Here is a 26126-nt window from a genome sequence, read left to right on the forward strand (position 1 = left end):
TCACCAATCGGCTTCCATCTGACGGTACACTTCTCGCATTCGGGCCAGCACGCGGCGCTTGGCCTTCATCGCTGCGTTGACGGTCATTCCGAGCTGGGCGGCAGCTTCTTCCGAAGACACCTCTCCTGAAGTCATCAGCTCAAAGGCACGGATGGTCTCGGGGCTCATCTCCGGTTTGACCTGGTCCAGGCAGGCCCGCAGCACGGCCTGACGCCACTGGGCTTCCCACAACTTACTCATGCTCGCGTCATCAGGCACATTGAGCAGCAGATCGGTCTTGCTGCCGTCCGGGCTCACGACGTGCTGAGCCGCCCGGCTGCGGAGTACATGTAGGACTTTGTTCCGGGCGAAGCCGAACAACCAGTGCCTGAGCCGGCCACGGCTCCGATCGTACTGACCCTTGCGGTAGGCCTCGGCGAAAGCCAGCAGAGCATCCTGGGCGGCATCTGCGGCGTCTTCCCGGCCGAGCCCCAGTTTCAAACCGAAGGCAATCAACACCGCCAAGTACCGCTGGACGAACTCAGACCAAGCCTTGTCGTTGCGGACATCCTTCAAGTCGTTCAGCAGCATCGTGTTGGTTGTGCTGTCCACGCGACAACTCCCGGCGGCTGAAGCTACCCTCGAATGCCGATATCCTGCCCTGAGATGGCAAGTGCCATTCTACCCATTTCACGTGCCCTTTAACAACGATGAATCAGAAGTCGGGCAACTCACCAAACAAGCCGTCGGCTACAGCCTGAGCGAGATGGCTACACAGCTCGTCCACAGCCGACATCTCGCCGCCAAGCCGCCGGCTACAGTGCGACTGCAACTCGCAGCGCGCTCGAGTCATCAGCCGACGGCATTCGGGTGGGCTCAGGTGCTCATATTCGCGGCCCATCGCGACTTTGAGCAATTCATGCACGCGGTGCAGAGCGTATTGACGAAGAGCGAAATCCACGTGGGAAGAGTTGATCAGTTCGTCCAGCAGCGCCACGCTCCAATCGCACACCATTCGGCAGAGCAGATCGACTCCACGCAAACGGAGCCGTGATGGAGCGTTGTCCAGGACATAATGATGCCCGATGGCCGCCGCGGAAGCTCGCGACGGCTTCATGGCCAGCGTGCTCAGAACAACCTCGGAAGAAACGGGGGCTACCATGGGGTGATCTCCTTCCATCAATGCTTGGTGACGGCTTCTGTCCGTTTGGCCATCGCCTGCTCTTGTTTTCCAGCTACAGGGGTGACAGTTCCGGCGCATCGCTTGATGCTCGGGATCCACGCACCAAACAACCGGCGATCTCGCGACTACCCCGTCCCAATCCACCTTCCGCTGTCCAGTCGGGCTTTGGACTGGACATCTGAGGTCCGTCTTTCGCCGGAGGCTGTTCATATAGGGTGTTTCCGGCAGCGGTCTGGAAACGGCCACAGCTCTCCCTTTCTTCTCGCGGAAAGCACCAATGTGGGGTCTGACCCCGGGCAACCAAGCGGGTCTGTCGTGTTCCAGGCCCCCGATTTCTTCGGCGGAGTATGTTCTCGGCTGAGGTGACTATTTCGCAGTGTACACATACGGCAATCGCCGGTGGCGGAGTATTTCTCTACGCCATGAAGAACAATCCGAACGCGGGGGCCAGCCTCTTCCTTCGCCCGAGAAGAGGCTGGTCGCCGCCGGGCCATCTGGAACATGGGCCGAAGCGCGATTCAGAACGCCAAGGCCTGGGCCAAACCCCTGGGCAAGACTACCGGAGGTTCGGAACAAAGTCATGAACGGCGTGGAGTCGCTTGGCCCGACGTGGCCTGATCGCTCGACCTGGTTGGTGGCGGCGGGAGAGGAATGCCTGAAGTGCCTGCCACGCGGCCGATCACTCCGCCCACGGATTCCACTCGCCCTCTGTTAGTGATGGTGAGTGTACCGCTGGACCGCCACCCGACTCCAAGCTTTCCGTCCTGCTGCCATAGGGAGCCGGAACCGCTGACGACCACCTCGCCTGAGCCGTTGGTCTGTTGGCCAATGATGCCACTGGTTCCGGATGCCGAGCTGCCCTTCTTGCTGGTAACCACGCCACCGTCCATAATCGACAGTGTGCAGGAACCGCTTGCTCCAACCCATAGAACAGCTCGAACCGGTCATGTTGAGCACGCCTCGGGCCATGGTCTCCTTTCCAAGGACCGTCGCCGGCGTGGTGAGCGTGGAGCCTGCCATCGCGTTGAGCACACCTCCATCCGCACGGTGACTGTCAGCGTTAGGCGTCGTCGATGATCGCCTTCTGCCCGAAGCAAGGACGCGACGCGAGCGGGAACTGATGTGTTGACAGCTGGTTACGTCGCACCGCCTTGGCCTTGTGAACGGAAGACCCAAACGACGCTCGGCGACTACTATGGCCTCTCCGTCCGCGCTAACCAGCGTCGATCCTGGCACTTGTCTATGTTGGCTTCTGCGGCGGCCAAGCGGCGGATCCTGGTTTGAGCCCTGGTCAGGTGATTCTGCCCTGGTCCAACCCCCCTTTGGCGGGTCCAGCCTGTTGTAACGTTACAGCCACTTCTGGGGTTTGTTAGGGCTATCTGCGTCTTCCGGTTGCAGGGGTGACCAAATGGAAAAACCACTCAATTCCTTAGGGGAAACGCATTCTTAAGGTCTATTGGTGTATTGCCTCCTCAAGGACTCGAACCTTGAACCCGCTGATTAAGAGTCAGCTGCTCTGCCAATTGAGCTAAGGAGGCGGGGGTTACCCCGTCCGAATGGGGAAGTATAGCCGATCCGGCCGGCGGTCTCAAGGGCCGGCGACGCAGGTTCAGACGAGGGGTGGCACGCCGGGATGATGGACGGCCGGCGCTGGTCGGAGCGCGGTGCTGCGGTTCCCGGCCTGTCCGGCTGGAGTGTCGACCTCCGTCTTCGGACTCCACCGCTCTGGGTGCTTTTGGCTCTGTCAAGGATGGCAGCCCTTCTCGAGAACCGGCGTTTCAGGGGGGCAGTGCCAAGAATGACTCCCTCGAAGACGATGGTGATCCGTGGCCGCGCCCACGGTAGCCGCTACCAGCGGTGTCATCTCCGAGCAGAGTTCTGGGTCGGTATGGATCTCAGGTTGCACCAGCCGCGGCTCACGTCCACCAGGCAGTTCATGATGGAGCGACGAAGGCGATGATGCCCACTCGCCATGGCCTGCGCTTAAGACAGAGTCTCTGCGGACCGGCCCGTCATGATCGGCTTACGACCAGCGACCTCGGTTGACCCTGATCGAGTGGCTCCCCTTGCCCAAATCGTGTTCTTGCGTCAGAGTATTTATGCGTTGTTGTGGCTGGCTCATTTTGTGGAGAGGATCCTCATGCAACCGCTTCAAATCGGCGTATGCTCGTGGTCCCTGGCCATTCCCGATCTCACCCAGGCCCTGGCGACCGTTCGGGACAAGCTCAAGCTCGGCTTGGTGCAGGTCGGGTTCTTCGATGACGGCTATAGGGACATCAACAAGATGGTGGACCTTGTGACGGAGAGCCGTCTAGAAGTCAGCGCCACCTGCGTAGGGTTCGCAGGAGAGGACTACTCGAGTATCCAAAACATAGCGGCCAGCGGTGGATACATTCCCAACAGCTTGTGGGAGGAGCGTCGGGCCAAGACCATTGCCGTGGCCGACATCACGGCCAAGCTGGGCGTCAAGCTGCTGGCGACGCACGTTGGCTTTGTTCCGCATGACCGCAAGGACGCGCAGTATTTGCGCTTGGTGGACCGTCTGAGGGACATTTGTGATGCGCTGGGTGCCCGGGGCGTCACTCTGGTCATGGAGACAGGCCAGGAGCAGGCGGAAGCGCTGATTGACTTCATTGAGGCCGTGGGGTGCAAGAACATCGGCGTGAACTTCGATCCGGCCAACATGATTCTGTACGGTGTGGGTGAGCCGCTTGAGGCGGTAGCTCTGCTGAAGGAGCGGATTATCCATGTTCACATGAAAGACGCCAACTGGTCGGCCAAGCCAGGTCGGGACTGGGGCGCGGAGGTCGTTCTGGGGACCGGCCAAGCGGACATTCCGCGGATTGTGAGCAAGCTGCGTGCCCAGGGCTACCGGGGACCACTGGTGATCGAGCGCGAAGCGGGCAATCAGCGGCTGGTCGACATTCAGGAAGCGGCCCGCCTGCTTGAATCGCTGGTGCGTTAGCGATAAGGTGGCCGATCGGGTCATTGGCACGTCAGGCGGGGAACAGGTCGCTGCAGGAAGGTCTGAGGTCATGGTTCAGGAGCATCCGGCAGTCCAGGAGTCTCCTTCGGGTAACGGCAAGCACATCGCCCCGTACCTCTTCGAACTCTCGTGGGAAGTCTGTTCGCAGGCTGGAGGGATTTACACCGTCTTGCGAAGCAAGGCCCCGGCCGCGATTCGCCGCTGGGGCGATCACTACTTCCTGATCGGGCCGTACCGGGAGCACACCGCCGCGGTCGAGTTTGAGCTGGAGACTCCGGACGGCCCGGTGGCTCAAGTGCTCGAGAAGCTCCGCGAGCGGGGGGTGGTTTTCCATCATGGGCGTTGGCTGATCACCGGCCGGCCGCACGTCCTGCTCGCGGACCTGCGGGGCATGCACGATCGGCTCGGCGAGATGAAGTACTACCTCTGGAAGGACCTCGGAATCGGCACACCCGACAACGACTCGGAGCTGAACGACCTGATCGTTTTTGGCTTCATGGTGGCCGAGCTGCTTCAAGCCGTCCACGAGGCTCTGGGCGATTACCCGATGCTCGCCCACTTCCACGAGTGGCAGGCGGCGGTGGCCCTGCCTCTGCTCAAGCGCCGCAAGGTCGAGTTTCCGACCGTATTCACCACCCACGCGACGCTGGTTGGCCGCAGCCTCAGTGCCGCCAACGCCAACCTGTACGATCATCTCCACGAGATCGATGGTGCCGCGGTGGCTTACGAGCACGGCTTCAGCCACCGCTACAACATTGAACGGGCCGCGGCCCACTCCGCCGACGTATTCACCACCGTGTCGGGCATCACCGCCATGGAGGCCAAGCAGTTTCTCGGCCGCCAGCCGGAGGTGCTTGTGCCGAACGGCCTCAACGTGGAGCGGTTCTCTGCGCCCTACGAGTTCCAGAATCTGCATCGCAAGTGCAAGCAGCTCATCCATGAGTTCGTGATGGGCCATTTCTTCTCCAGCTACACGTTTGATCTCGACCGGACACTGTATCTCTTCTCTGCCGGCCGCTACGAGTACCGCAACAAGGGCTTCGACATGTTCATCGAGGCCCTGTTTCAGCTCAACCAGTGGCTCAAGAGCGAGCCGTCGGAAGTGACGGTGGTGGCGTTCCTCATCGCTCCGGCCTCTTACCGGGCGCTCAACGTGGACACGCTGAACCGCCAGGCGATGTTCCACGAACTCCGCGATACCTGCGAGTCGATCCAGGAGGACATGGGTCACCGCCTGTTTCAGACCGTGGCCCAGGGCCGCATGCCCACCCTGGACGATCTTCTGGACGAGTACGCTCGCGTGCGGGTCAAGCGAATGATGCATGCCTGGCGGAAGTACGCCCAGCCGACGATCGTGACCCATGACCTCTGGGACGACGGTAACGACGCGATTCTGCGGCACCTACGGCATCGCCATCTGCTGAACGCGGCCGACGACCCGGTCAAGGTGGTGTTCCACCCGGAATTCATCACCTCGACCAGCCCTGTCCTCGGCCTGGAATACGATCAGTTTGTCCGCGGCTGTAATCTTGGGGTGTTTCCTTCGTACTACGAACCATGGGGCTATACGCCGATGGAATGTGTCGTCCGGGGCATCCCGACCATCACCAGCGATCTGAGCGGCTTTGGGGCCTACGTGATGAGCCACTTCCCGGACCACGACGAGAATGGGATCTTCGTCGCCCGCCGGCGGGGCCAGCCGTTTCACGAGACGGTAAGTCAGATCACCGCCTGGCTGCACGGCTTCACCCAGATGGGCCGGCGGGACCGCATTCAGCTTCGCAACCGAGTCGAGACGTACGCCACCCACTTCGACTGGAGCGAGATGGGCCGGTACTACCGCGTCGCTCGCCGCTGGGCCTTCCAGAAGCACTATCCACAGCTGGACATCCTGCCGGTCGAGGTGACCCAGGTCCCAGAGGTGAGCCCGCGGTCCAAAACCGGTTCGCGGGTCAGCAAGGCCAAGCGTGGTCGTGGATCCAAGGGCGAATCACGGAAGCTGTAGCCGCCAGTCGGCCGATCTGGGCGATGCCTGAACCGCCCACAGGGGTGGAGATGCCGTCATGTTCGCGAGAGTGACCAACGGACTGTCATTGGCCCGGGCCAGTTGGGAAGTCCTCAAGCTCGACAAGGAACTGCTGGTTTTTCCGCTTCTCAGCGGTATCGCTTGCCTGATGGTCGTAGCCAGTTTTGCCGTTCCACTCATCGGCAGCGACTACGTGCAGACCATCGTGGACGACGAGTCCGTTCGTGCCGAGGTGCGATCCGATCCGCTGCTGTGGGTGGTGCTGTTCGCGTTCTACTTCGCCAACTACTTCGTGATCGTGTTCTTCAACTCGGCCCTGGTCGGCTGCGCGATGATTCGGTTCCAAGGCGCCGATCCCACGGTGGCGGACGGCTTCCGGATCGCCTTTGCCCGGCTTCCTCAGATCGCCTCCTGGGCACTAGTCAGCGCGACGGTGGGTGTGATCCTCAAGGCCATCGAGTCTCGGTCGGAGCGGATCGGGAAATTCGTGGCCGGCCTGTTGGGTATGGCCTGGGGGGTTACCACCTATTTCGTCGTGCCCGTCCTGGTCGTTGAGAAGGTCGGTCCGTTCGAGGCGATCAAGCGAAGCGTCAGCATCCTGCGGCGGGCTTGGGGCGAAGCGCTGGTCTCCAACATCGGCATCGGCCTGGTCGTCTTCTTCGCCACACTGATCTGCTTCATCCCCGGCATCCTGGGCGTGGTGGCAGGCCTCGTTTACGGCCAGATGGTCCTGACGGTGGTGGGGATCGCTGTCAGCGTCGTCCTCGTCATCCTGGTCTCGTTGATTTCGTCCGCTCTTCACGCCGTCATCGTTGGGGCACTCTACCGGTACGCCTCCGACGGGAAGGTGCCGGGTGGGTTCGATTCCGACGCCCTTCGAGGCGCATTCTCCAGCCGCTGACGAGCCTTGACGACGGCATCTTCGTTCATCCGGCTTCGGGTGGCCTGGACCGTGATCGACGCCACCGTGGTCGCGGCGGTGCTCTTTGCCCGGATGCCGGTCGGCAAGGAGTCGAGGTCAGGGGGCCACGAGTGTCGTCGCGTTACCGGCTTGTCGCGTTCTCGATCTTGGTTGCAGCCCTACTACCTTCTGCATATCCTGGCCACTCAATCATGAAAGCAACCTCCTTCTTCTTTGCGTCGTGGCTTTGTGCCGTCTTGTTGTTGGGCTCGTCCGTGCTGGCGGGGAGCGGCGATACGTCTGCCGCTTCGGCTCTGGGGAAACGAGTCGCGATCTCGCCTGGACCGGCCAAGTTCCGGGTCTATGTCGGGACGTACACCGGGCCCAAGAGCAAGGGAATCTACTCGCTGGTCATGGATACAGCCGACGGGAAGCTCAAGCCGGAAGGCCTCGCCGGCGAAGCGGCCAACCCTTCGTATCTGTCCGTGCACCCCAACGGGCGATTCCTCTTTGCGGCGGGCGAGCTGGACGCTTTCGCAGGCAAGCGGACCGGCGCGGTCAGTGCTTTCTCCATTGCGGCCGACTCCGGCAAGCTGAACCTGCTTAACCAACAGCCCTCCGGCGGGCGCGGGCCCTGCCATCTGACCGTGGACCGGACGGGCAGGTACGTCCTGGTCGCCAACTATTCGAGCGGCAGTGTGGCCGTGCTCCCCGTCGCCGCCGACGGCATGCTGGGCGAACCGACGGCTACGGTTCAACACCAGGGTTCGGGTCCCAACCGCGGGCGCCAGGAAGGCCCGCATGCCCACTCCATCAACCTCTCTGCCGACGGCCGCTTCGCCGTTGCCGCCGATCTCGGTGTGGACAAGCTCTTCGTGTATCGGTTCGATCCCGCCCGGGGTTCCTTGACCGCCAATGAGCCCCCCGCCGGTTTGGTCGCGCCTGGCTCCGGGCCGCGCCATTTCGCGTTTCACCCCGACGGTCGGCACGCCTACGTGATCAACGAGTTGACCTCGACGGTCGCCGCCTTCGACTACGATCCCAAAGCCGGCACACTCCGCGAGATCCAGACCCTCTCCGCACTGCCCGCCGGCTGGTCGGGCAGGAGCTTCGCCGCCCACATCCTGGTTCATCCTTCCGGAAGGTCGCTTTATGCCTCTAACCGCGGCCACGACAGCATCGCCGTCTTTGCTGTCGACGAGAAGACGGGCCGGCTGACCGTCGTCGGCCACGAGTCCACCCAGGGCAAGAACCCGCGCAATTTCGGTATTGACCCCTTCGGCGCATGGCTGCTGGCGGCCAATCAGAACTCCGACTCGCTGGTTCTCTTTCGGGTTGACCCCAGGACCGGCCGGCTCGAGGACCGCGGAATCAAGGCCGAAGTTCCCTCGCCGGTCTGCGTGGGCTTCGTGCCGCTTGGTGGTTGAGCGCCTGTCTCACTTGGGAGTGTGGGATAGGCTTCCAGCCTGTCACCTGACCGGCAAGATGCCGTTCCCACACCTTGCGGGACAGGCTCCAAGGACGCTCGGCGGCCAGGTTCTCCACGCCGTCACCCCTTTATCGGGTGACGGCTCTGTGGCCATCCAGGGCCACCTCTCGACGTGGTTCCGCCGCGGCCCTACCGCTCCGTCGAGACCTTCTCCGGTTTGGCGGAATTACCTGACATCGTCACCGGAAGACGGAAGATATCGCCAGCCTGGTTGCAGAAGTACAGCCGCGAGTCGGAAGGCTGACGAGCGTGCCCGTCGGCCCAGAAGCCGTAGAAGTCCGGATTCGCGTTCACTGGCCGGCGAAGGTAGGTGTGATTGTACTTGCTGCCGGTGGTCATCTGGCGAGTCAGCTTCCAACTCTTCCCCTGATCGCGGCTGATCCACATCGCGACTTCTCCACCGGTGTTGAACGCTTGCGGACCGTCCTGGCTGGGGCCAATGATTCGCCACAGGTCCGGCGCCTCGATATAAATCGAACCGGTGTCGTAGTTGTTGTCGGCCAGGATATCCCCGCCGCGAATCTCCCACGCTGAGCCGGTCCAATGGGCCGTGGTCCAATGCCGAGGTCCATTCTTGGGTCCCGATTCGTAGCCCTTGCTGGTCGTGTACAAGATCAGCGGGCGCCCCTCGGCGTCGTGAGTAATGTCCTGGATGTAGACCAGCAGCCCCTGGCTCTCATACTCCTGCACCAGGGCGGGGTTCACGATCTCGGTCAGTGGAAGCTGCAGCGCTTCGCCGCCGGCCGTCCGCCAGGTCTTCCCGAAGTCAGACGATTCCATGTAATAGAGGTTCGTTCGCCAGTTGACGCCCTTGCCTTTGGGGTGATACATGAAGCTGGTGCCGATCCTGCCGCCACCCATCGGCCCACTCACCTGGTAATGTCCTTCTCCGATGCTCGAGAGCAGGCGCCGCTCCGACCAGTTCACGCCGTCGGGGCTGGTGAACATGCAGACCGTGCGGCCGGGGTTGTAGTAGGTGTGCAGAAAGAGGAAGCCGTGTCCTGGCAAGTATGCCGGCTGAGGGTACGAGAAGTTGCCGGTCCAAATCAGTTCGAATTCATCGATGCGGTGAGGCTCCTTGCTGCGTGAGATGTACGACGGGCGCCCCCGGCCATGGCTGCTCGAGAACACCCAGAGGTATCCTCTCTCGTCGATGCTGAGAACGGGATTGTCGTGGGCGTCGGAGGTCTTCTTGTCCAGTAGAATCGTGGGACGGGGCACCGTGCCGGTCTGGTGGTCGTAGAAGGAGACCATGTGGATCAATCGCTGGTTGGAGTCCCTGGTCGTTCCGCCGTAGACAAAGAAGGTCTTCTTGACCGCAGGCGCGTGCCAGGCAAAGGGAAGGTGATTGGCGCAATAGGTGCCCAATCCACCACTGTACTTGTAGACGTACTCGTCGTTAGACGGCTGATTCATGTACCAGATGCCGCGATAGCCGTCATCCTTGCCGTTGATCAGCACCTGCGGCTCGCTTCGCTCGACGCGCGTGGCGGCGGTAACGGACGCAGGCTCGGTCTTCCACGCATCGCCGGCCAGGCTCCCGCCCGTCCATCGCCCGGCCAGATCACGATTCAGGCTGGCGGACGTCTCGCCCCGGGCAACGGCCATGACCTCCTCTCCGCTGAGCACCCGGCGCCAGATGCAAAGATCGTCCATCCGCCCGCTGACAAACCGTTCATGGTCGTCGAGCGAGCCGATGTAGACCTTGCCCGTTCCAAAGTGTATTTGCCCTTTCGCCGGTGTGGTCTTGACCAGCCGGCCGTTCATGAAGACCTGGATCGACTCCCCGTCGTAGGTTCCCGCGTAATGCGTCCACTCGCCGGGCTTCGGTGGCGGGGCGTCGGCGTGAGCGTAGCCGCCGCGCTGATGGCCGATCAACATTCGGACCTGTTTGTCAAACAGATAAAAGGTGAACGACTCGCTGACCGGCCCGCGGTTGAGGAAGACCTGCGATTCCACTGTGGCATCCAGCTTCACCCACGCGGACACGCTCAGGGCTTTCGGCTTGAGTGCCAGAGCCTCAACAGGAACGGCGTAGGCGGTCCGGCCGTTGAACGCGACACCGTCGGCCGGCGGTTTCAGGCCGGATTGCTCGACTCCAACGGCGGGTGTAACGACAGCCAGTATCCATACAATCGCAAACCGGTGACCTGATCGCATGTTTCCATTCCTTCCACCCGGCGGTGGGCAAGCCAAGCCATGTGTCCGCACATGACGGCCTGATCGTCCGGCGCATGCATGCCCTTGTCAACCAACGCAGGCAAATGCTCGAAGAGAAGTCTTGGCGCGCTACGGCAGACAGCTCGGCGTCTGCTGCGGGGTCCAGGCAACGTCCGGCCCGGTGATACACTCCAGGAACGAGGCAACGTCGATTTGGCCGATCGCCCCATTGCCATCGCGGTCGAAGCAGAGGCACTCGGGCAAGATCCACTGTCCTCCGGTGTCGTCGCCCGTAAAACACGCCTGCAACTTGCCGAAGTCGGACTGGTCGACATCGGCGTCTGCGTCTGCATCCGCGAACGGCAACGGGCAGGCGGGGTAGCACGGCTCTTCTCCGGGAGTGGTCGAGGGCAGGATGAAGTCTTTCGGACTCAGGGCCGCGTCCACGATACGGACCTCGTCAATCAAGCCGAAGAAGCCTCGCTCGCCGAGTCCTGTCGCCAGATCGTTGCCGATGACGATTGGGTCGTCGCTGGCGGATGCCAGGGCGACGCCGGTCAGCGCGCCCTCCTCTTGGCCGTCCAGATACCACCGAAGACCCCCGTCGTAAACGAGCGCGAAATGATGCCAGGCACCCGGTTGGATCGGCGTCTGGCCGAACGTCGTGTGCCCGGCCTGGTCCGCACCGAGCCAGTACACCGCAAGGACATTGTGGCCGTTCACGGCGTGAAGCCCGATGGCCAGACGGGAACCGCCGGTCGTTCCGCCTGCTCTCTGGCTGACCAACCGCCGGCCGACCGCCGAGGGCATGGTGATGGGTTGTGTGTCGGCACTGCTGAAGAGACCCTCGAAAGTCAGGTTCGTTCGCAGGTGGCCGGCATTGCCCCGCAGGCAGGTGCTGACCGCCACGCCCTGGCCGTTCGGCCATGAAAGGGCAAAGGAACCGGCCATGGATGCCGGCGCGTCGCCTACGCCTGTCTGGCCGTAGGCGGCGTACGAAGGCTTCGGGGCTCCGGCCGATGTCCCGCATGGCCCGAAAGTGTTGTCGATCGTGCCGTCGGCCCCGGAATCCGGGAGCCCGTGGCTGACCGCGGTTCCCGGCTCCATCTCGAAGCCGGAGCACCAGAGGACGTCGGCCGCCGGCTGTTGACCGCATGAGAGCTCACAGTGGCCGCCGTTGATCAGCAGTTCCGAGGAGTCCAAGGCCCGGTCACTGATTCGGATGTTGTCCAGCAAACCGTAGAAACCGCGGTCGGACGAGCCGTCCAGCCGCAGATTGCCGACGGCCAGCGTGCCGGCTCCCGGTGCAGCCATGTCCGCGTCGAGGATGTCGCCTTCCTGATGGGAATTGAGGAACCAGCGGAGATGCGACCCCTCGCCGATCAGGGCGAAGTAGTACCAAGTGTTGGGTAGCACCGGCGTCGTGCCAAGCTGCATCACGTTGGTGCCGTCGGGCGTCTTGTAGAACACGGCCAGGACGTTGTTGGTGCCGTTTGTGTGCAGCCCGATCGCCAAGCGGGTCGTGCCGTCGGCCGACTGCTTCTGTGTGACCAGACGACGCCCGATGTAAGTTGGGGAGCTGATCGCCGCACTCTCCGGCGTCCTGAAGTACCCTTCGAAGGTGAGTGAGCGGGGGAGGTTGCCCACATCGCTGGCAATTCCGGTGGAGATGCCGTTGGTCCTGCTGTTGGGCATTGAAAGGGCGAACGCGCCGGCACCCGCCGAAGGTGCCGCCCCGACGCCGCTCTGATTGTACGCCGCATACGTCAACGCCTGCGTCCCCGTCGGCCGGCCGAGTGTACCGGTGGAATTGGCGATCCTGGCTGCCGCCTGACCGTGCGTGACCACCGCCGAGCGAGTCTCGAAGGACGACAACCACAGTGGGGGCGCGGAGATTGAGGCACTGAAATCGGTCACCCGTTCCGGGCGGGCCGTATCGCCGTACATGAGCGTGGGGAGGCGCCAGACGTGCGTGCCGGCCCGGTTGCAGAAGTAGAGCCGGGATTGGCTCTTCGCGAGGGGATCGCCGTCGGCCCAGTAGGCGTAGAACGGGTCCTGAACATGGCGGGGCCGGCGAACGTAGGAGTGGTTGTACTGACTTGCGGTGGTCACGTCTCGGGTCTTCGTCCAGCTCTCGCCAAGGTCACGGCTGAGCCAGACGGCGACCTCGCCGCCGGTGCCATACCCTTGCGGCCCGTTCTCGGTCGGGCCCACGATGCGCAGCAGACCACCTTCGATGTAAAGGCTGCCCATGTCGTAGTTGTGATCGGAGCCGGTGATGTGACTGTACACCCACTGTTGCCCCGTCCAGCGAGCCAGGTGCCACGTCCGGGGTTCTCCCGCGGGGCCCGCCGCGTAGTTGCCGGATGTGATGTAGAGGATGCAGGGGTTGCCATTTTCGTCGAGGTTCGTGTCATTGATGTAGCAGAGCCGACTCTGCGCTTGGTAATCCACCAGGAGGGCCGGGTTACTGACCTGGCTCAGTGGCACCGTGACCGGCGTGCCGTTGGCGGTCGTCCAGGTCTGGCCTCGATCGGTGGTCTGGAGGTAGTAGAGATTGGTTCGCTTGTCGACATTGCCGCCCGGGTGGTAGTTGAAAGCAGTCGCGATCTTCCCGTCGCGCTCACAACTGGTCTGATAGTGGCCGCCGAAGCCCGCCATCTTGTGGTGCGGTGACCAGTGGATGCCGTCGCTGCTGGTTGCCCAGTAGAGCTCGCGGCCGGCGGTATACTTGGTGAACGTGTGCAGGAACAGCGGTTGCCCTATTCCATCGTCCAGATACCACGGCTGCGGATATGTGCGTTCGTCGGCGAGTTGGTATTCCCAGGTATCAATCGAGTACGGGTGCGCGCTGCGGTAGACCAAGCCGGGCCGCACCGTACCTCGCCCGCTGATGAAGACCCACAAGTGTCCTTCGCGGTCGATGAGCAGGGCCCCGTTGTCGTGAGGGTCGCTGATGCCGACCTTGTGGTAGACGACCACCGGTCGAGGCACTTCGCAGCTGGTGTGGTCGTAGCTCGAGGCCACGATCAGCAGATCGCCACTCTCATCGTCCACGCCGCCGTAGACAAAGAAGGTCTTGTTCACCGCTGGCGCAAAGATGGCCGTGGGTACGTGGTTGGCCGTGTAGGTACCGAGCCCGCCGGAGTACTTCGGCCCCCACTCGTTGTCCTGGCCGATCGTAAACCAGATGCCCCGGTAGCCGTCCAGTCGGGTGTTGGTCTCGACGCCCCGGGCCGAGTCGGCAACGGGGATGATCGCCACGGCCATCGCGAGGATCAGAACCCGGCGAACGTGCTTCCCGGGTCGCATCCCTGGCACGCCTGCACGTCCGGCGTTTGAGGAGCCGGCTATCCGTCGTTGACGCATGTCAGACGTCCCCCCTGAATCCCATCCGAGCCGGTCCGCACTTCGCCCCGGTGGGAGCCTCCGCGGCACCACACATCTTGGGTCCATTCCGCCCGGCGGCTTCGAGCCAACCGGCTGCCGGGTCATCACGGTGAGCAGTCCGGGGTCAGGTCCGAATTCCAGGAAACCGCCGGGCCGGTCACGCACTTCGCGAACTCCGCGAGATCGGTCGCATCAACCTTGTTGTCGCCGGTCTTGTCCAGGCAGAGACACGGATTCCCCTCGACCAGGACCTCGGCAAAGCAGAGTTGATACTGGCTGAAGTCGATCTGATCCACGTCGCCGTCGTCGTCCATATCGGCGAACGGCCGGTTGCACCATTTGCCCAGACACGGGTCGAGCCCCACGGTCATGAAGTCCGCTGGAGCGATAGCATGGTCGCTGACGACGATCTTATCCAGCAGACCGTAGAAGCCGCGGCCTCCGGTGCCGGTCGTGCGGTCGTTCCCGATGACGATCGCGGCGGAGCCGGGACTTGCCAAGGCCGGAGCCAGAACCTCGCCCTGCAGCTGCCCGTCGAGGTACCAGCGGATGTCCGTGCCGTCGTAAACCAAGGCGAAGTGGTACCAGGTGTTGGGTTGGATCTGAGCCGTGCCTCGCACGGGCGTAACCACGCCGCTGGTGTCGGCCCAAGCCACGGATAGTACGTTGTGGGTCGGAGCGGCATCGTCGTTGGCGGCCAGCCCGATTGCCAGCCGCGACTGGCCTTCAGACGCCGAGCGCATCATGCTGACCAGGCGGCTGCCCACGTGCGACGCCGTGACCGGAGTGGTCCGGAAGGTGTTGAAATAACCCTGGATCGTGACCGCGTTGGCCACATTGCCGGTGTCGCTGGGTACGTTCGTGTTGACCGCCACGTTCGGCAGATCCGGCAGAGACAGTACAAACGAACTGGTGAGCTGGGCGGGATCTATAGTCGCCGGCACCGCCGGAACACCTGTCTGGCCGAAAGCGGTATAGAAGCTCGCGAGAACGCCTGCTGGCGTGCCGTTCGGCGGTCCGACCAGGTTGTCAATGCAGTTCATGGTCTCCGCCGCTTGACCATCGGTCACCGGCTGGCCCTTGCTGGTCTCGAACGTGGACCGCCACAGCAAACCGCTGCCCGTGCCGCCGCCCTTGACCAGCATCTGGTCGGTCGCGAGCACCTTGTCCCAGATCCGGATCTCGTCCAGCAAGCCGTAGAATCCGCGATCGTTGGTCGCCGCCGTGCTCCGGTTATTCGCTAGGACGATCTTGCCCGTCCCGACGCCAACTACGCTTGGGCTGAGTACCTCGCCCTCCTGATTGCCATCCAGATACCAGCGCAGGGCGGTGCTGTCGTATGTCACCGCGAAGTGGTACCACCGGTTCGCTTCGAGGGGTGTTGTTCCATACTCGATGTGGTTGATGACCCCTGTGGCTGTTCCGTCTGACTCCGCCCAGTACGTGGCCAGCAGGTTCTTATCCTCCCCCGGATCGCCGTCCGGAGCAAGCGGATCGGTAACTGATGCATACGTCGATCCTACCCGAATCTCGTCGATCTCCCCCTTGTCCAGATTCGCTCCGCTGACGATCCGCAGATAGCTCAGCATCACTGTGCCGCTGAGGGTATTCGTCAACATCCAGGTCGTCGGCTCGGTAGTCGGCGTGGTATCGGTGGGGCCGTAGATACTCATGTAGCATTCATCAGCCGTCGCGGCGTGGCTGACGATCTTGGCAATCACGAAGTAGGTGTCGCCTGCGACCACCGCGCCCGTCGCATTGGCCGCCTGATTCAGGAAGAACGCGTCGCCGCTGGTCATGCCGATGCGGATCGTCTGGTTGGTCGTGCTGTTGCCCAGAGTGATCTCCAGGTTGTCGGCGGAAGTGGCGGCGGTGGACGTCTTCCGCATCAGCGTGCTCACGTACATCACCTCGCCTTCCGTGGTCAGGTCGAGAGACCGGCTGAGCTGCCGGGCCGCTGCGCCGCTCTTGACGCTGACCCGGGCTCCCGCCGGATCGTAGGGGAACGCTCCCGAGTCCAGACTGGTCAAGTCGTCCGACAGGGTGGCCGCGGCCGTGGTCCCGCTGGTGACCCACGCCTGAGCCCAGCCCTTGCCGCCCGCCTGGCCAACCAACGTCGTCCCGGCGTAGTCAAAGCCCTCATAGTCGAACAGCCCGGCCACAACCCCGACTCGAGCGGCATGAACCCCGATCGCCAGGCGCGACTGCCCGTCGTCCGCCGATCGCTTCTGCGTGACCAGCCGGCGGGCAATGTAGGTCGGCGAAGTCACCGGATCCGCGTTCGGCATGTAGAAATACCCCTCGAACGTCAGGCTACTCCCCAGGTTCCCGGCATCGCTCCGCAGGTTGGTGTTAATCCCTGTCCGGCGGTCATCCGGCGTGGACAACGCGAATGAGGCCGCCTGCCCTCCTGGATCGATCGTCGACGGAATCAGCCCGGCATACAGGCCGTGCTTCACATACAGCAGCGCCGGCAGGCTGGTTACACTGCCGGTCGCTAGCCCGGCGGCACCGACGGCGTTGTCCACGACCTCGGCGATCTGATCCTGGCTCACGGCCTCGCCCTGCTCGGTTTCAAACGGAGAACACCAGATCGGCTTCGCAGATACCCCGGGGCCGAGCATCAGCATCGCTGCCCACACGATCACGGCCAGACATGGACCCCGGCCGAACCCTCTTGCCTTCAGATCGCCTCGCATACTTTCCTCCTTCTCTTGATTCGATCCAATTGAAGCATCTTCGTTCTCGGCGTGGCGTCAAGCGGGAAATGCGCTCCTGCCCCCTCCTGCTGGGCCGTGCTGTTTCCCCCCGTCGCTCACTCGTTCCTCTCCTTCTGTTCCGGATACTACGGTTATCAACCAGCCGGCAGTTATCCAGGCCGACGGTCACGGAAGATGGTCAAGCAGCTTGTAGTACGCGACATGCTCCTCCGGCGTCGGAGCCTCCGAAGTGATCGGCCGCAGGCGGTCGACCAGGTCGGGTTTCGCCCATCGCACCGCACTGTCGCTGAACAGGCGGTTGAAGCCTTTCCGGGCATGCGGGGAGGACACCAGCCCCTCCACGATGCCGCCGCCCTTGAACTTGTTCACCCCGGTGAAGTCGGAGTAGATGACCTTGTTCGAGTAACGCCCTATTTTCCAGCCGGTCAGGACTCCGGCTGGCATCGGTTCCATCTGCGTCGAGGACCCGATCTGCGAGTTGGCCTTCGGGACTTCGATCAACCGAGCCGGATAGGAGGAACGCACCGGTACCTTGGACTCCAATGCCGCCCACCCGGCGTCGCTGTACCAGGTGTTGTCCGGGCCGTTGTAGACAAGGCTGGCGCAGTCCCCGGGACTCTGGCCAGAGCAGTAGAACAGCTTGGGTTCGGTCACATAACGCCGGTTGGCCAACAGGCCGAGGTTCACTGTGCCCGGTCCCGCCGTGCGCATGTAGTACGTGGTGAAGGCCGTGGTCGTGCGATAGAGCGGCGGCAGTTGCTCCCGATACTCGTTCGCGTAGGCGTTCAGGGCCACGCCTACCTGGTGCAGGTTGCTGGCACAGTCGGATCGCAAGGCCATGTCTTTGGCGGCCTTAAGACTCGGGATCAGAATCGAGATCAGCAAGGCGATGACGGCGACGACCACCAGCACTTCGATCAGGGTAAACGCACCAATCGTCCGCCGCGCGGCTCGTGAACGTCTGCTAGCTTGGAACCCCATGGGCGGTGCTCCTTGAACAAGAGACCCCGCGATGATGATGCGCTCGCACTCAGCCCCAATCGACCTGGCACGAGTACGATCCCCCCTGGTTCCCGTTCAGCGGTTTATGATATTGGTCAAGATATCGCTTTGTTGGGGGCAATGCAAGATCCTGGGTGAGTCCCCTGGGAGGGGCCGTCTGCCGCGTTGACCTTCCTGTCCGGTCCCTCCAGGACACGGGCCGATGTTTGCCGTTGTGATGGGCATTCCCTGAGCGTAGTCCTCTGGCGATCGAGGAGATGCCCTACCGTTCGGGAACCGGGATGAGCGGCAACACTGCCGGGCAGCGCCGATTCACCCTTGAGAGCGCCGGAGCAGAAGCAGTCCTCCAAGCCCCAGCAGGCACAACGATGCGGGCTCAGGTACCAATTCGATCTCGAAATTGAGTCCGACGAAGGTACCGACGGTACCCTGCTTGGGTCCAATGACCAGCTCAAAGACATCGCCGGGCAGTACAGCCTGGGTCATGACCGCGGGACCGCCGCTACCGGAGGCAAAGTCGAAGGGATTGGCTTGGGTGTACGGATCGGTGTAGTTGATCAGGCCAGAGGTCAGCGTCGTGCCGTTCTTTCGGATGTCCCAGACCTGCGGGCGATTCAGCCCGCCATGCCATATTCCCCCGCGAATGGAGGCGATCCCCGTGCTCGGGCTGGTCCAAGTCACGCTCGAGTAGGAAAGCCCAGGGGTTACATTGGGATCCACACCATGCATAACAATGGTGCCGGGTGTGGCCATGGACCACGGAGTACTGACCTTCAGCCACGCTGGGACATGATACCGTCCGTCAGGTTCCGGCGGGCCAATTTGATCATCGGCCCAGGCGGCCTGGTTGCTGCCGTCCGCGAGGTAATCCGATTGATGGATGGTGAGCAACTTCCCCGGCGATTTCCATAATGCCCAGACGCCGTTGGGATTGTTCGTGTCGCTCCAATCCGACGCGAGGTTGTAGACCGACGCTTGCAGCGGCCCACAGGCCATGAGAAAGAGCCCCAACGCCATCCATGGACGAAAACGATGTGAGCTTCTTCTAACCTTCACGTTACACCCTCCAGCCAAGGATTAAAACGAGTGCTCCCCAAGACGATCTACTCTGGACATTGGGCGAAACACCCTGATCTGACTGTTACACCCTCCGACGACCGAGGCCTGCTGCCCGTGAGCTGACTGTGGACGCCGTCCCCGGTTCGGATGATCCGGACGGCTCCGGCGGCCCCTTCGCGAATCCCGGCAGCTCTATGATAACCGCTAAGCCCCGATGTGCCTACGTTTTTTCCCGGTTCCCGTGCCGCCAGAGCGTCCGACGGATGGCCGTCATTGCCTTGTCTGGCCGCGTTGCCGCCGATCAACCGGCGACCCGGAGGCCATAAGCTGCCTTTCGATCCGCTCTTCCTGAATACCCCGGCCGGTTTCCCGGCAACGGTGGGCAATAACGTATCGATAGAAGGCCGAGCCCCTCCTCAGGCCAATAGGCCACCCTTCGCCGGTGTTCAACAGGGATCACATCAACACTAAGTACTTTCAGGAAATGGCTTTACGGTCTTTATTGCACAATTGCTGTTTTTTACTTGCCTGGGGCAGGTTCCGGGTGTATATGTTAGGTATTTGTTAGGTACACGGGCTGAAAGGGCGGCATCAGCACTGGGTTGGGCGTGCGGTATGCGACGGGGCCGCGGTTTTCTGCCCCGACGCGGGATGGCTGGCCGCTCACCCAGCATGGAGGGGATGGGATGCAGGTCGACGTCGAGGTGGAGGCGGTCCGGGTGGAGGCCAGCGCTCGGCTGGCGGAGGTGTGTTTGCGGTTTGGCGTGCCACTGGCCGGAAGAGCGCGGAGGGTGGCCCGGGGAGTGGAGTTGGGCCTGCGGCCGGGAACGATCACGCTGGTGCTGGGGCCGTCGGGGGCCGGGAAGACACGGCTCTTGCGAGCGGTGGAGCGGCAGTGTCCCAAGGCCCGGTGGGTGAACACCTTGCCGTTTCCCCTGGACGTGTCCGTGCTGGACGCAGTGGCCCCGGCCCGACCACTGCACGAGGCCCTGGGGATTCTGACGGCCTGCGGGCTGGGCGAGCCGATGCTTTGGGTTCGGTCCTTTGACCAGTTGTCCGAGGGTGAGAAGTTCCGGGCTCGGCTTGCCCGGTCGCTCTCGCTGCAACACCGTAACGAGGAGGTCGGGCCACTGTTGTGCGACGAGTTCGGGGCGGTCCTGCACGATCGGGTCGCGCACGGCATGGCGTTCAGCCTCCGCAAACTGGTCGATCGCCGAAAGCTCACCCTGTATGTGGCGACCTGCCGGAATGACTTGGAGGAGGATCTCCAGCCGGATTGTGTGGTCAGGATGGGAGCGCGAGAGGCGATTAGTGGTCAGGAGTCAACCATCAGCGAGGACACGGAGGCGATCTCGAAACGATCGTTCTCGCTCCTGCCGCGGTTGAAGATTGAGGCAGGGATGGTCCGGGATTACGAGCCTTTTGCGGCGTGGCACTACCGTGGGGGAGAGTCCCTGGGGTTCGTCGACAAGGTGTTCGTGCTGAGGGAGGGAGGTGTAGGTGCAGGGCTGGGGGTGGTTGTGTACGGCCGGCCGGTGCTGGAGCTGGCCCTGCGAAACCAGGTGACGGGCGGGCGCTTCAGCGGCCGTCCTGAACGGCTCAATGCCGAAGTGCGGGTGCTCAAACGACTCGTGATCCACCCGGATGTGCGGGGTTGCGGGTTGGGGCATTGGCTGGTCAGGAAGACGCTCCCGCTGGTGGGCACGCCGTGTGTCGAATGCCTCGCGGCCATGGGTGCGGTGAATCCGGTATTCGAGAAGGCGGGAATGACCCGGGTGGGCACGGTAGCCCTGCCGCCGGCGCAGGAACGAGTTCTGGCCGAGCTCCGCACGGAGGGAGTGGATCCGTGGGCGGCCGATTTCGTGGTCAGAATGTGCCAGCGACCTGCCGCCCGCCAACGGGTGGCCGACAGCATCGTAACCTGGTATCGCGGCATGACCCGATCGGGACGGCAGCGGGTCGCCCGGCTCACCCCGTCGACTCTGGCCCAGGTCTTTCGGCAGATCGCCGGGTCGCGGCCGGTGTACTTCTGGTGGCAGAGCCAGGAGGAACCCGTGAGCGGCAGGTGACGGATGATGCTTCGAGGAGTGATCGCAGGTGTCTTTGCCATGTAGGCGGTGCGATGCCGGAGGGAGTCATGAGGATGGTCGAGATGATTCAGCGAACCGTGCGGCCGTTGGGGTCGCGGAAGGTTCGCGTGGCCCTGGCGACGGTGCTGGCGGCCTACGCGGCCGAGTATGGTCTGGGTGTCAGCGAGGAGATGGTGCTCACCGTCCTCGGCGTGGGGGTGGCCCTCATTCTTGGAATCGCGCACGAGGACGCCGGGAAGAATGGAAGCACGGAGGGCGGAGCCTGAAGGGCGCTATGAGCCACGATTCAGGCCAACCCGGTTTTCCCGTCGTCAGGGAGGCGGTTGTGTGACCAACGAGTGCTGGATACGGATTTCAATGGGCGGAGGTGTGAGATGACGCGATGGTTGTGGGTCATTCTACTGGTCTTCAGTGGCTGTGGCGGGGATGCGCGGATGGAGATGTCGGCCGCGGATGCCCTTTCGGCGGCAGCGAGTCAGATGGAGACAACGCTGCGCGAGTATCACGACGAGGTCGGCCGGTACGACGACGCGCGGGAGTCGCAAGTCGTCGCCGCGTTCGTGGAACGGGTCAAAGTGGCGGCCACGGAACCGGCCGCAGTCGAGTCGCACACCGGCGACTTCAGGTCGGCGTTGAAGGCAATTCGCCAGGACCGGGAAGCCGAACACGCCCGGCTCGCGGCGGCCAGGGACAACGTTGGCGTACTCCGCGAGATGGCCAAGGGCATGCAGCGACTGGCGATCGACAGCCTGTCGCTTCAAGACGAGATGCGACGGTATCTGGCCGGGTGGATGGAGGCGAGGAGGAAGGCGGAGGCCGCGGATTGAGACGCAAGCGCGGAGGGAGCGGAAACAGACTCGAAGAGCGCGGAAAAGGCGATGCGGGAAGAAGCGGGCGGCGAGGGCCAGGAGTCAATCTCGGAAGGGCGCGAGCGGCAGGCCTTCTGCCTGTCGTTGGATCGGCCGGGTGCCGGTCGTGCACCCGACGGGATGAATACGAGTGCGAACGGAAAGGAGCGGTCGAATGACGGACACAGCAGCAGTTGCAGCAGGGATAAGCGAGTTGGATCGACTGGTGAGCAGCCTGGAAGCGGTCAGTGGGACAGTGAGGGAGACACAACCGACGGATGCAATCGACCAGGTGTTGGCCGATTCTCGGCGCACCACGGCCGTCGTGTCCTTGCGTGAGGCGCCTGAGGTGGAGGCGTTTCGCCAGGCACTGGTCGACGGACAGATTCGGGGCGACGCGGTCAATCGACTCCTGCGTCTCATCAACGAGGTGGTCGTGCGGTTGGTGCAGTAGGAAAGAGAAGGACAGGTTGCGCCTGGTCGAGAGAGCCGCGTGCTGATTGCCGGGTGCTGAACGTTCGCGGAGGGCGAGAGAGGAACGCATGGCTTGGGAGCAGACGGCCGTTCTGGTGAGTATCCTCTCGCCACTGGTGGGGACGCCCTTGGCGATGATCATGCTCTACCTGCGAGCGATTCGCGATCAGCAGGCCAGCGGCATCAGCATGCTGACCCGGCGCATCCAGACCATGGAGAGCGCCATTCACGAGCTGGTGCGGTCCACGGCGGATTTCGAGCGCGAGTACACCACCAAGGAAGAATGGGTTCGCGAGTCGATGTACGCCCGGCAGCGATTGGAGCGGCTGACCGAGTTGGTGACGAGAATCCAAGTCGAGCTGGAGAACGGGCACGGCGTCGCCGTCCAGATCGGGCGGATGGCGGCGGCGATGACCGATGTGGCCGCCGCCTGTCGGCAGATGGCCGGGGTGGAGGCGGAATCCGAGCGGTCGGGCGAGACAACCGGAGAATCGTGCGGTGCTTTCCGAGAGGGAGGAAGCGATGAGCGGTGAATCCTCTGCCCGGCAGATCAAGCGGGTGCGGAACGAAGTCCTGGTGGTGCTGAAGATGCTCTACCCGGCCGCGTTACAGGGCGATCAGATCCTGCGAACCCTGTTGGCGGTTTTTCCGCAACTGGAGTGGGACCAGCTCAAGAAAGACCTGGCTTATCTGTGCGAGAAGGGATACGTTCAACGGATCGTGGCGGAGATCGAAGGCGACGGCCGCGCGACCACCTGGCGGAGGCGATGGTTCCGATTGACGTCAAGCGGAGTCGAGGTCGCGGATCACTGCGTCGAAGACAAGGCCCTGGAGGTGTAGATCAGCCGACAGTCCACCGGCCACGCCCGGCTCAACTGCCGTCGACACGCTGGTACAGTGAGTCCGGCCAACAAAACCCGCCCACGCCTGTGGCTCACGACGCCGATACACAGGGGCACAATCGAAGGTCAGGTTACCCGTTGCTCTTGGGTTGGCCCGGGTTCTGGTTGTTGGTCCCTGAGGGCGGCGGGAGCATCTGGGACTGATCGTTGCCGAGAGTCTTGGATGGGTCGTCCTCGACTCCCTTCAGGCCCTTCTTGAACTCAACGACACTCTGGCCGAGCGACTTACCCAGCTCGGGCAGCTTCCGGCCGAAAAAAAGGAACGCAAGGGCGAGCAGCAGGAGCAACTCGTACATGTTGGGTACCCACGCCAGTATGTTCATGCCGTACATGATCGTGCAACTCCTGCGCGGAACCCATCGGCCTTCGGACGAGAGGCTGTCCCGCCAACCGGACGTCATCGAACAGAAAGATTATATGGCCTGGAGGGGGCGTCCGTCAAACCGCCGAAAGACGACTCGCGGCAGCCGCCCGCGCGCTCGGCTACCCGCCCACCTCAGGTGCCGGAGTGGTGTCACTGGCTGGCTCTCGTGGCTCGGCGTCCACCGCCGGGTAGAAATCCCCCTTGGAGGCGGTCGGGTTGGGTGACCCGCCCACCGCGGCGTCGTGATCCTTGCCCACCACGCCGTCACTGACCAGGGCCGTGCACGGCGGCACGACAACCGCGCTCACCGGCGTGCACACCGTGTTCAGACCGAACCGGCCTGCACTGTAGAACATCGCCAGGTAGTCCGCCCAAGTCCACGCGGATTGCCCGTCGCCGTCACCCTTGTCCTCGAACGGGTCCTCGAACCAGAGCGACCAGTGCGGGACCGCGCCGTCCGCGAGCGGAGCCTCGATCGCAGGCGTGTCGCGCTGACGAACGACCGGAGCATGACCCGATGCCAGGATGCCGTCCTGCGTGGGTGTAGACCAGGTGTCACGTGACAGGGCGTCGTCTCGCCACGGGTTCGCCGCCGGCGGCTGGTTGCAGGCAATCAGAGCGGCACAGATCGTCACCCCCACAAGACCGACGAAAACGCGAGTTTGGTTCATGCCACGTACTCCATCAGGCAACCCATACCGGCGGAGAGTATAACCTCGGAAACGCCCCAAGACTACAAGTCGCACGCCGGCTACCAGCGGCGTGCCAGAGACTCCAGGAAGCCAGCCTCCCGCCCAACGAACCCACCGCAAAGCCAAGGCACCGCGCCGAAGCTCCCCAAGCGGTTACCCTTCCTCCTTGATGTCCAGGGCGTAGTTGGGTGCCTCACGCGTGATGGCGATGTCGTGCGGATGAGACTCGACCACGCCGGCCGCCGAGACGCGGATGAACCGGGCTTTGGCGCGGAGTTCCTCGATAGTCCGGGTCCCGCAATAGCCCATGCCTGCCCGCAGACCGCCGATGAGCTGGTAGCTGAACTCGGCCAGCTTGCCCCGGTACGCGACCCGCCCTTCGACCCCCTCGGGCACCAGCTTGTCCGGCTTGCTCTGGCCGCCCTGCCCGTACCGGTCTGCGCTCCCGTGGACCATGGCCCCGAGCGAGCCCATCCCACGGTACTCCTTGAACCTTCGGCCCTTCCAGATGACCAGTTGGCCGGGCGACTCGTCCAGCCCGGCAAAAAGCGAGCCGATCATGACCGAACTGGCTCCGGCAGCGATGGCCTTGGTCACGTCGCCCGAGTAGCGGATGCCGCCGTCGGCAATGATCGGGACGCCAGCCGGGTTGGCGACCGATCCGACATTCATGATCGCCGTGATCTGGGGCACCCCAACGCCGGAGACGATCCGAGTCGTGCAGATCGAGCCTGGCCCGATCCCAACCTTGACCGCGTCCGCTCCCGCCTCGATGAGATCGGCGGCACCCTCCGCCGTGGCGATGTTTCCGGCGATGATATCAATGTCGTGCTTCTTGCGGATGGCCCGGACCGTCTCGATCACGTTCTCGCTGTGCCCGTGGGCAGAATCAACCACGACGAGGTCCACGTCATTGGCGATGAGCGACTCCACCCGTTCATAGTCGTACACGCCGACTGCCGCTCCGACCCGCAGCCGCCCGCGGGCGTCCTTGCAGCTCGTGGGGAACAGCCGGCTGCGCTCGATGTCACGAATGGTGATCAGCCCCGCCAGCTTGCCGGCCTTGTCAACCAGGAGCAGCTTCTCGACCTTGTGGGCGTGGAGAATCTTCTCGGCTTCTTCCAGCGTCGTCTCCGGCGGGGCGGTCACAAGGTTGCGCCCGGTCATCACGTCACGGATCAAACGGTCCTCGGAAACGGACAGAAACCGCAGATCGCGGCTGGTGATGATGCCCACCAGCTTGCCTTCCTCCACCGTGATCGGAACGCCGGACAGGTTGTGCAGCCGCATCACCTCTCGGGCTCTGCTGACCGGATCGGTCGGGCGAAGCGTGATCGGATCAAGAATGACCCCGGATTCCGATCGCTTGACCTTGTAGACCTCTCGGGTCTGGGCATCAACCGACAGGTTCTTGTGGATGATGCCAATGCCGCCTTCCTGGGCCAGGGCAATGGCCAGGGCGGACTCGGTGACCGTATCCATCGGGGCGGAAATCAGCGGAATGTTCAGCGGAATCCGCCGGGTCAGCCGGGTGGTGACGTCCGCCACCCGAGGCACGATCGCCGAGCGGGCTGGAACGAGTAGGACATCATCAAAAGTAATACCGTCATCTGCGAGAATCTTGGGGGATGAACCGGTTCCGGTCGAGCTGATATGAAGCGTGTTGGTGGCCATGACGCTTTATATCGCAGGGCGCGAGGCGCGTCAAGGGGAAAACGACCGGCGGGTAACGTCTGGGTCCGTGACACGTTAGGCGGCCTCGCCGTAGGCCGGGCGGGTGTTCCAGTATTGCGTCCAGCGGCCATCCTGGGAAAGCCACATGGCCCGCAGCGACAGGATGGACTCCACCCCGCTCAGGCTC

At 63.2% G+C, this 26126-nt stretch carries 21 protein-coding genes and 1 tRNA gene; 10 read left to right on the forward strand and 12 right to left on the reverse strand.

What is annotated here, in order from left to right; translation table 11 throughout:
- From KA354_14480 to KA354_14495, 4 genes are all read right to left on the reverse strand, one after another.
- Window positions 1-591, reverse strand: coding sequence for a sigma-70 family RNA polymerase sigma factor (locus KA354_14480; protein MBP7935849.1), 591 nt, complete (start codon window positions 589-591; stop codon window positions 1-3).
- Between the two features lie 103 nt (window positions 592-694).
- Window positions 695-1141 (reverse strand): hypothetical protein, encoded by a 447-nt coding sequence (locus tag KA354_14485; GenBank protein ID MBP7935850.1) that lies wholly within the window; start codon window positions 1139-1141, stop codon window positions 695-697.
- A gap of 599 nt (window positions 1142-1740) precedes the next feature.
- Window positions 1741-2040, reverse strand: coding sequence for a hypothetical protein (locus KA354_14490; protein ID MBP7935851.1), 300 nt, complete (start codon window positions 2038-2040; stop codon window positions 1741-1743).
- Between the two features lie 587 nt (window positions 2041-2627).
- A tRNA-Lys gene (locus tag KA354_14495) sits at window positions 2628-2700 on the reverse strand.
- Window positions 2701-3302: 602 nt separating this feature from the next.
- On the opposite strand from KA354_14495, the gene KA354_14500 reads away from it, so the two are divergent.
- The 4 genes from KA354_14500 to KA354_14515 all read left to right on the forward strand — a co-directional run bounded on the left by KA354_14500 (window position 3303) and on the right by KA354_14515 (window position 8502).
- On the forward strand, window positions 3303-4127 hold the full coding sequence (locus tag KA354_14500; GenBank protein ID MBP7935852.1) for a sugar phosphate isomerase/epimerase: 825 nt from the start codon (window positions 3303-3305) through the stop codon (window positions 4125-4127).
- A 70-nt stretch (window positions 4128-4197) separates the two neighbouring features.
- Complete coding sequence (locus tag KA354_14505) at window positions 4198-6153, forward strand: glycogen/starch synthase (protein ID MBP7935853.1); 1956 nt, start codon at window positions 4198-4200, stop codon at window positions 6151-6153.
- Window positions 6154-6211: 58 nt separating this feature from the next.
- Complete coding sequence (locus KA354_14510) at window positions 6212-7075, forward strand: hypothetical protein (protein MBP7935854.1); 864 nt, start codon at window positions 6212-6214, stop codon at window positions 7073-7075.
- A 212-nt stretch (window positions 7076-7287) separates the two neighbouring features.
- Window positions 7288-8502, forward strand: coding sequence for a lactonase family protein (locus KA354_14515; protein ID MBP7935855.1), 1215 nt, complete (start codon window positions 7288-7290; stop codon window positions 8500-8502).
- Window positions 8503-8693: 191 nt separating this feature from the next.
- On the opposite strand, the gene KA354_14520 is transcribed toward KA354_14515, so the two are convergent.
- From KA354_14520 to KA354_14540, 5 genes are all read right to left on the reverse strand, one after another.
- Window positions 8694-10724 carry a BNR-4 repeat-containing protein gene (locus KA354_14520; GenBank protein ID MBP7935856.1) on the reverse strand — a complete coding sequence of 677 codons (2031 nt, stop codon included), beginning with the start codon at window positions 10722-10724 and terminating at the stop codon, window positions 8694-8696.
- A 129-nt stretch (window positions 10725-10853) separates the two neighbouring features.
- Window positions 10854-14036 (reverse strand): BNR-4 repeat-containing protein, encoded by a 3183-nt coding sequence (locus tag KA354_14525; GenBank protein ID MBP7935857.1) that lies wholly within the window; start codon window positions 14034-14036, stop codon window positions 10854-10856.
- Window positions 14037-14218: 182 nt separating this feature from the next.
- On the reverse strand, window positions 14219-16813 hold the full coding sequence (locus KA354_14530) for a LamG domain-containing protein (GenBank protein MBP7935858.1): 2595 nt from the start codon (window positions 16811-16813) through the stop codon (window positions 14219-14221).
- A 186-nt stretch (window positions 16814-16999) separates the two neighbouring features.
- Window positions 17000-17815 carry a prepilin-type N-terminal cleavage/methylation domain-containing protein gene (locus tag KA354_14535; protein ID MBP7935859.1) on the reverse strand — a complete coding sequence of 272 codons (816 nt, stop codon included), beginning with the start codon at window positions 17813-17815 and terminating at the stop codon, window positions 17000-17002.
- A 333-nt stretch (window positions 17816-18148) separates the two neighbouring features.
- The gene (locus KA354_14540; protein MBP7935860.1) at window positions 18149-18892 is read right to left on the reverse strand and encodes a PEP-CTERM sorting domain-containing protein; all 744 of its coding nucleotides are present in this window, start codon (window positions 18890-18892) and stop codon (window positions 18149-18151) included.
- A gap of 689 nt (window positions 18893-19581) precedes the next feature.
- On the opposite strand from KA354_14540, the gene KA354_14545 reads away from it, so the two are divergent.
- The 6 genes from KA354_14545 (at window position 19582) to KA354_14570 (ending at window position 23147) form a co-directional block, all read left to right on the forward strand.
- On the forward strand, window positions 19582-20964 hold the full coding sequence (locus tag KA354_14545; GenBank protein ID MBP7935861.1) for a hypothetical protein: 1383 nt from the start codon (window positions 19582-19584) through the stop codon (window positions 20962-20964).
- An 83-nt stretch (window positions 20965-21047) separates the two neighbouring features.
- Entirely contained in the window at window positions 21048-21251 is a 204-nt protein-coding gene (locus KA354_14550) for a hypothetical protein (protein MBP7935862.1), read from the forward strand.
- Window positions 21252-21359: 108 nt separating this feature from the next.
- A complete protein-coding gene (locus tag KA354_14555; GenBank protein ID MBP7935863.1) occupies window positions 21360-21812 on the forward strand; it encodes a hypothetical protein in 453 nt (150 codons plus the stop codon).
- Between the two features lie 196 nt (window positions 21813-22008).
- Entirely contained in the window at window positions 22009-22287 is a 279-nt protein-coding gene (locus KA354_14560; GenBank protein MBP7935864.1) for a hypothetical protein, read from the forward strand.
- 88 nt (window positions 22288-22375) lie between these two features.
- The gene (locus KA354_14565; protein ID MBP7935865.1) at window positions 22376-22840 is read left to right on the forward strand and encodes a hypothetical protein; all 465 of its coding nucleotides are present in this window, start codon (window positions 22376-22378) and stop codon (window positions 22838-22840) included.
- Entirely contained in the window at window positions 22830-23147 is a 318-nt protein-coding gene (locus KA354_14570) for a hypothetical protein (protein MBP7935866.1), read from the forward strand. The genes KA354_14565 and KA354_14570 overlap by 11 nt, the downstream gene beginning before the upstream one ends.
- Window positions 23148-23280: 133 nt before the next feature.
- Here the strand turns inward: KA354_14570 and KA354_14575 are convergent, their stop codons facing one another.
- From KA354_14575 to guaB, 3 genes are all read right to left on the reverse strand, one after another.
- Window positions 23281-23541, reverse strand: coding sequence for a twin-arginine translocase TatA/TatE family subunit (locus KA354_14575; protein ID MBP7935867.1), 261 nt, complete (start codon window positions 23539-23541; stop codon window positions 23281-23283).
- Between the two features lie 151 nt (window positions 23542-23692).
- Window positions 23693-24244, reverse strand: coding sequence for a hypothetical protein (locus KA354_14580; GenBank protein MBP7935868.1), 552 nt, complete (start codon window positions 24242-24244; stop codon window positions 23693-23695).
- A 174-nt stretch (window positions 24245-24418) separates the two neighbouring features.
- Window positions 24419-25939, reverse strand: a complete 1521-nt coding sequence (guaB, locus tag KA354_14585) for an IMP dehydrogenase (GenBank protein ID MBP7935869.1) — start codon at window positions 25937-25939, stop codon at window positions 24419-24421.
- Window positions 25940-26126 lie beyond the last annotated feature (187 nt).

Source organism: Phycisphaerae bacterium, from assembly GCA_018003015.1.
In the GTDB taxonomy this organism is placed as follows: Bacteria; Planctomycetota; Phycisphaerae; order UBA1845; family PWPN01; genus JAGNEZ01.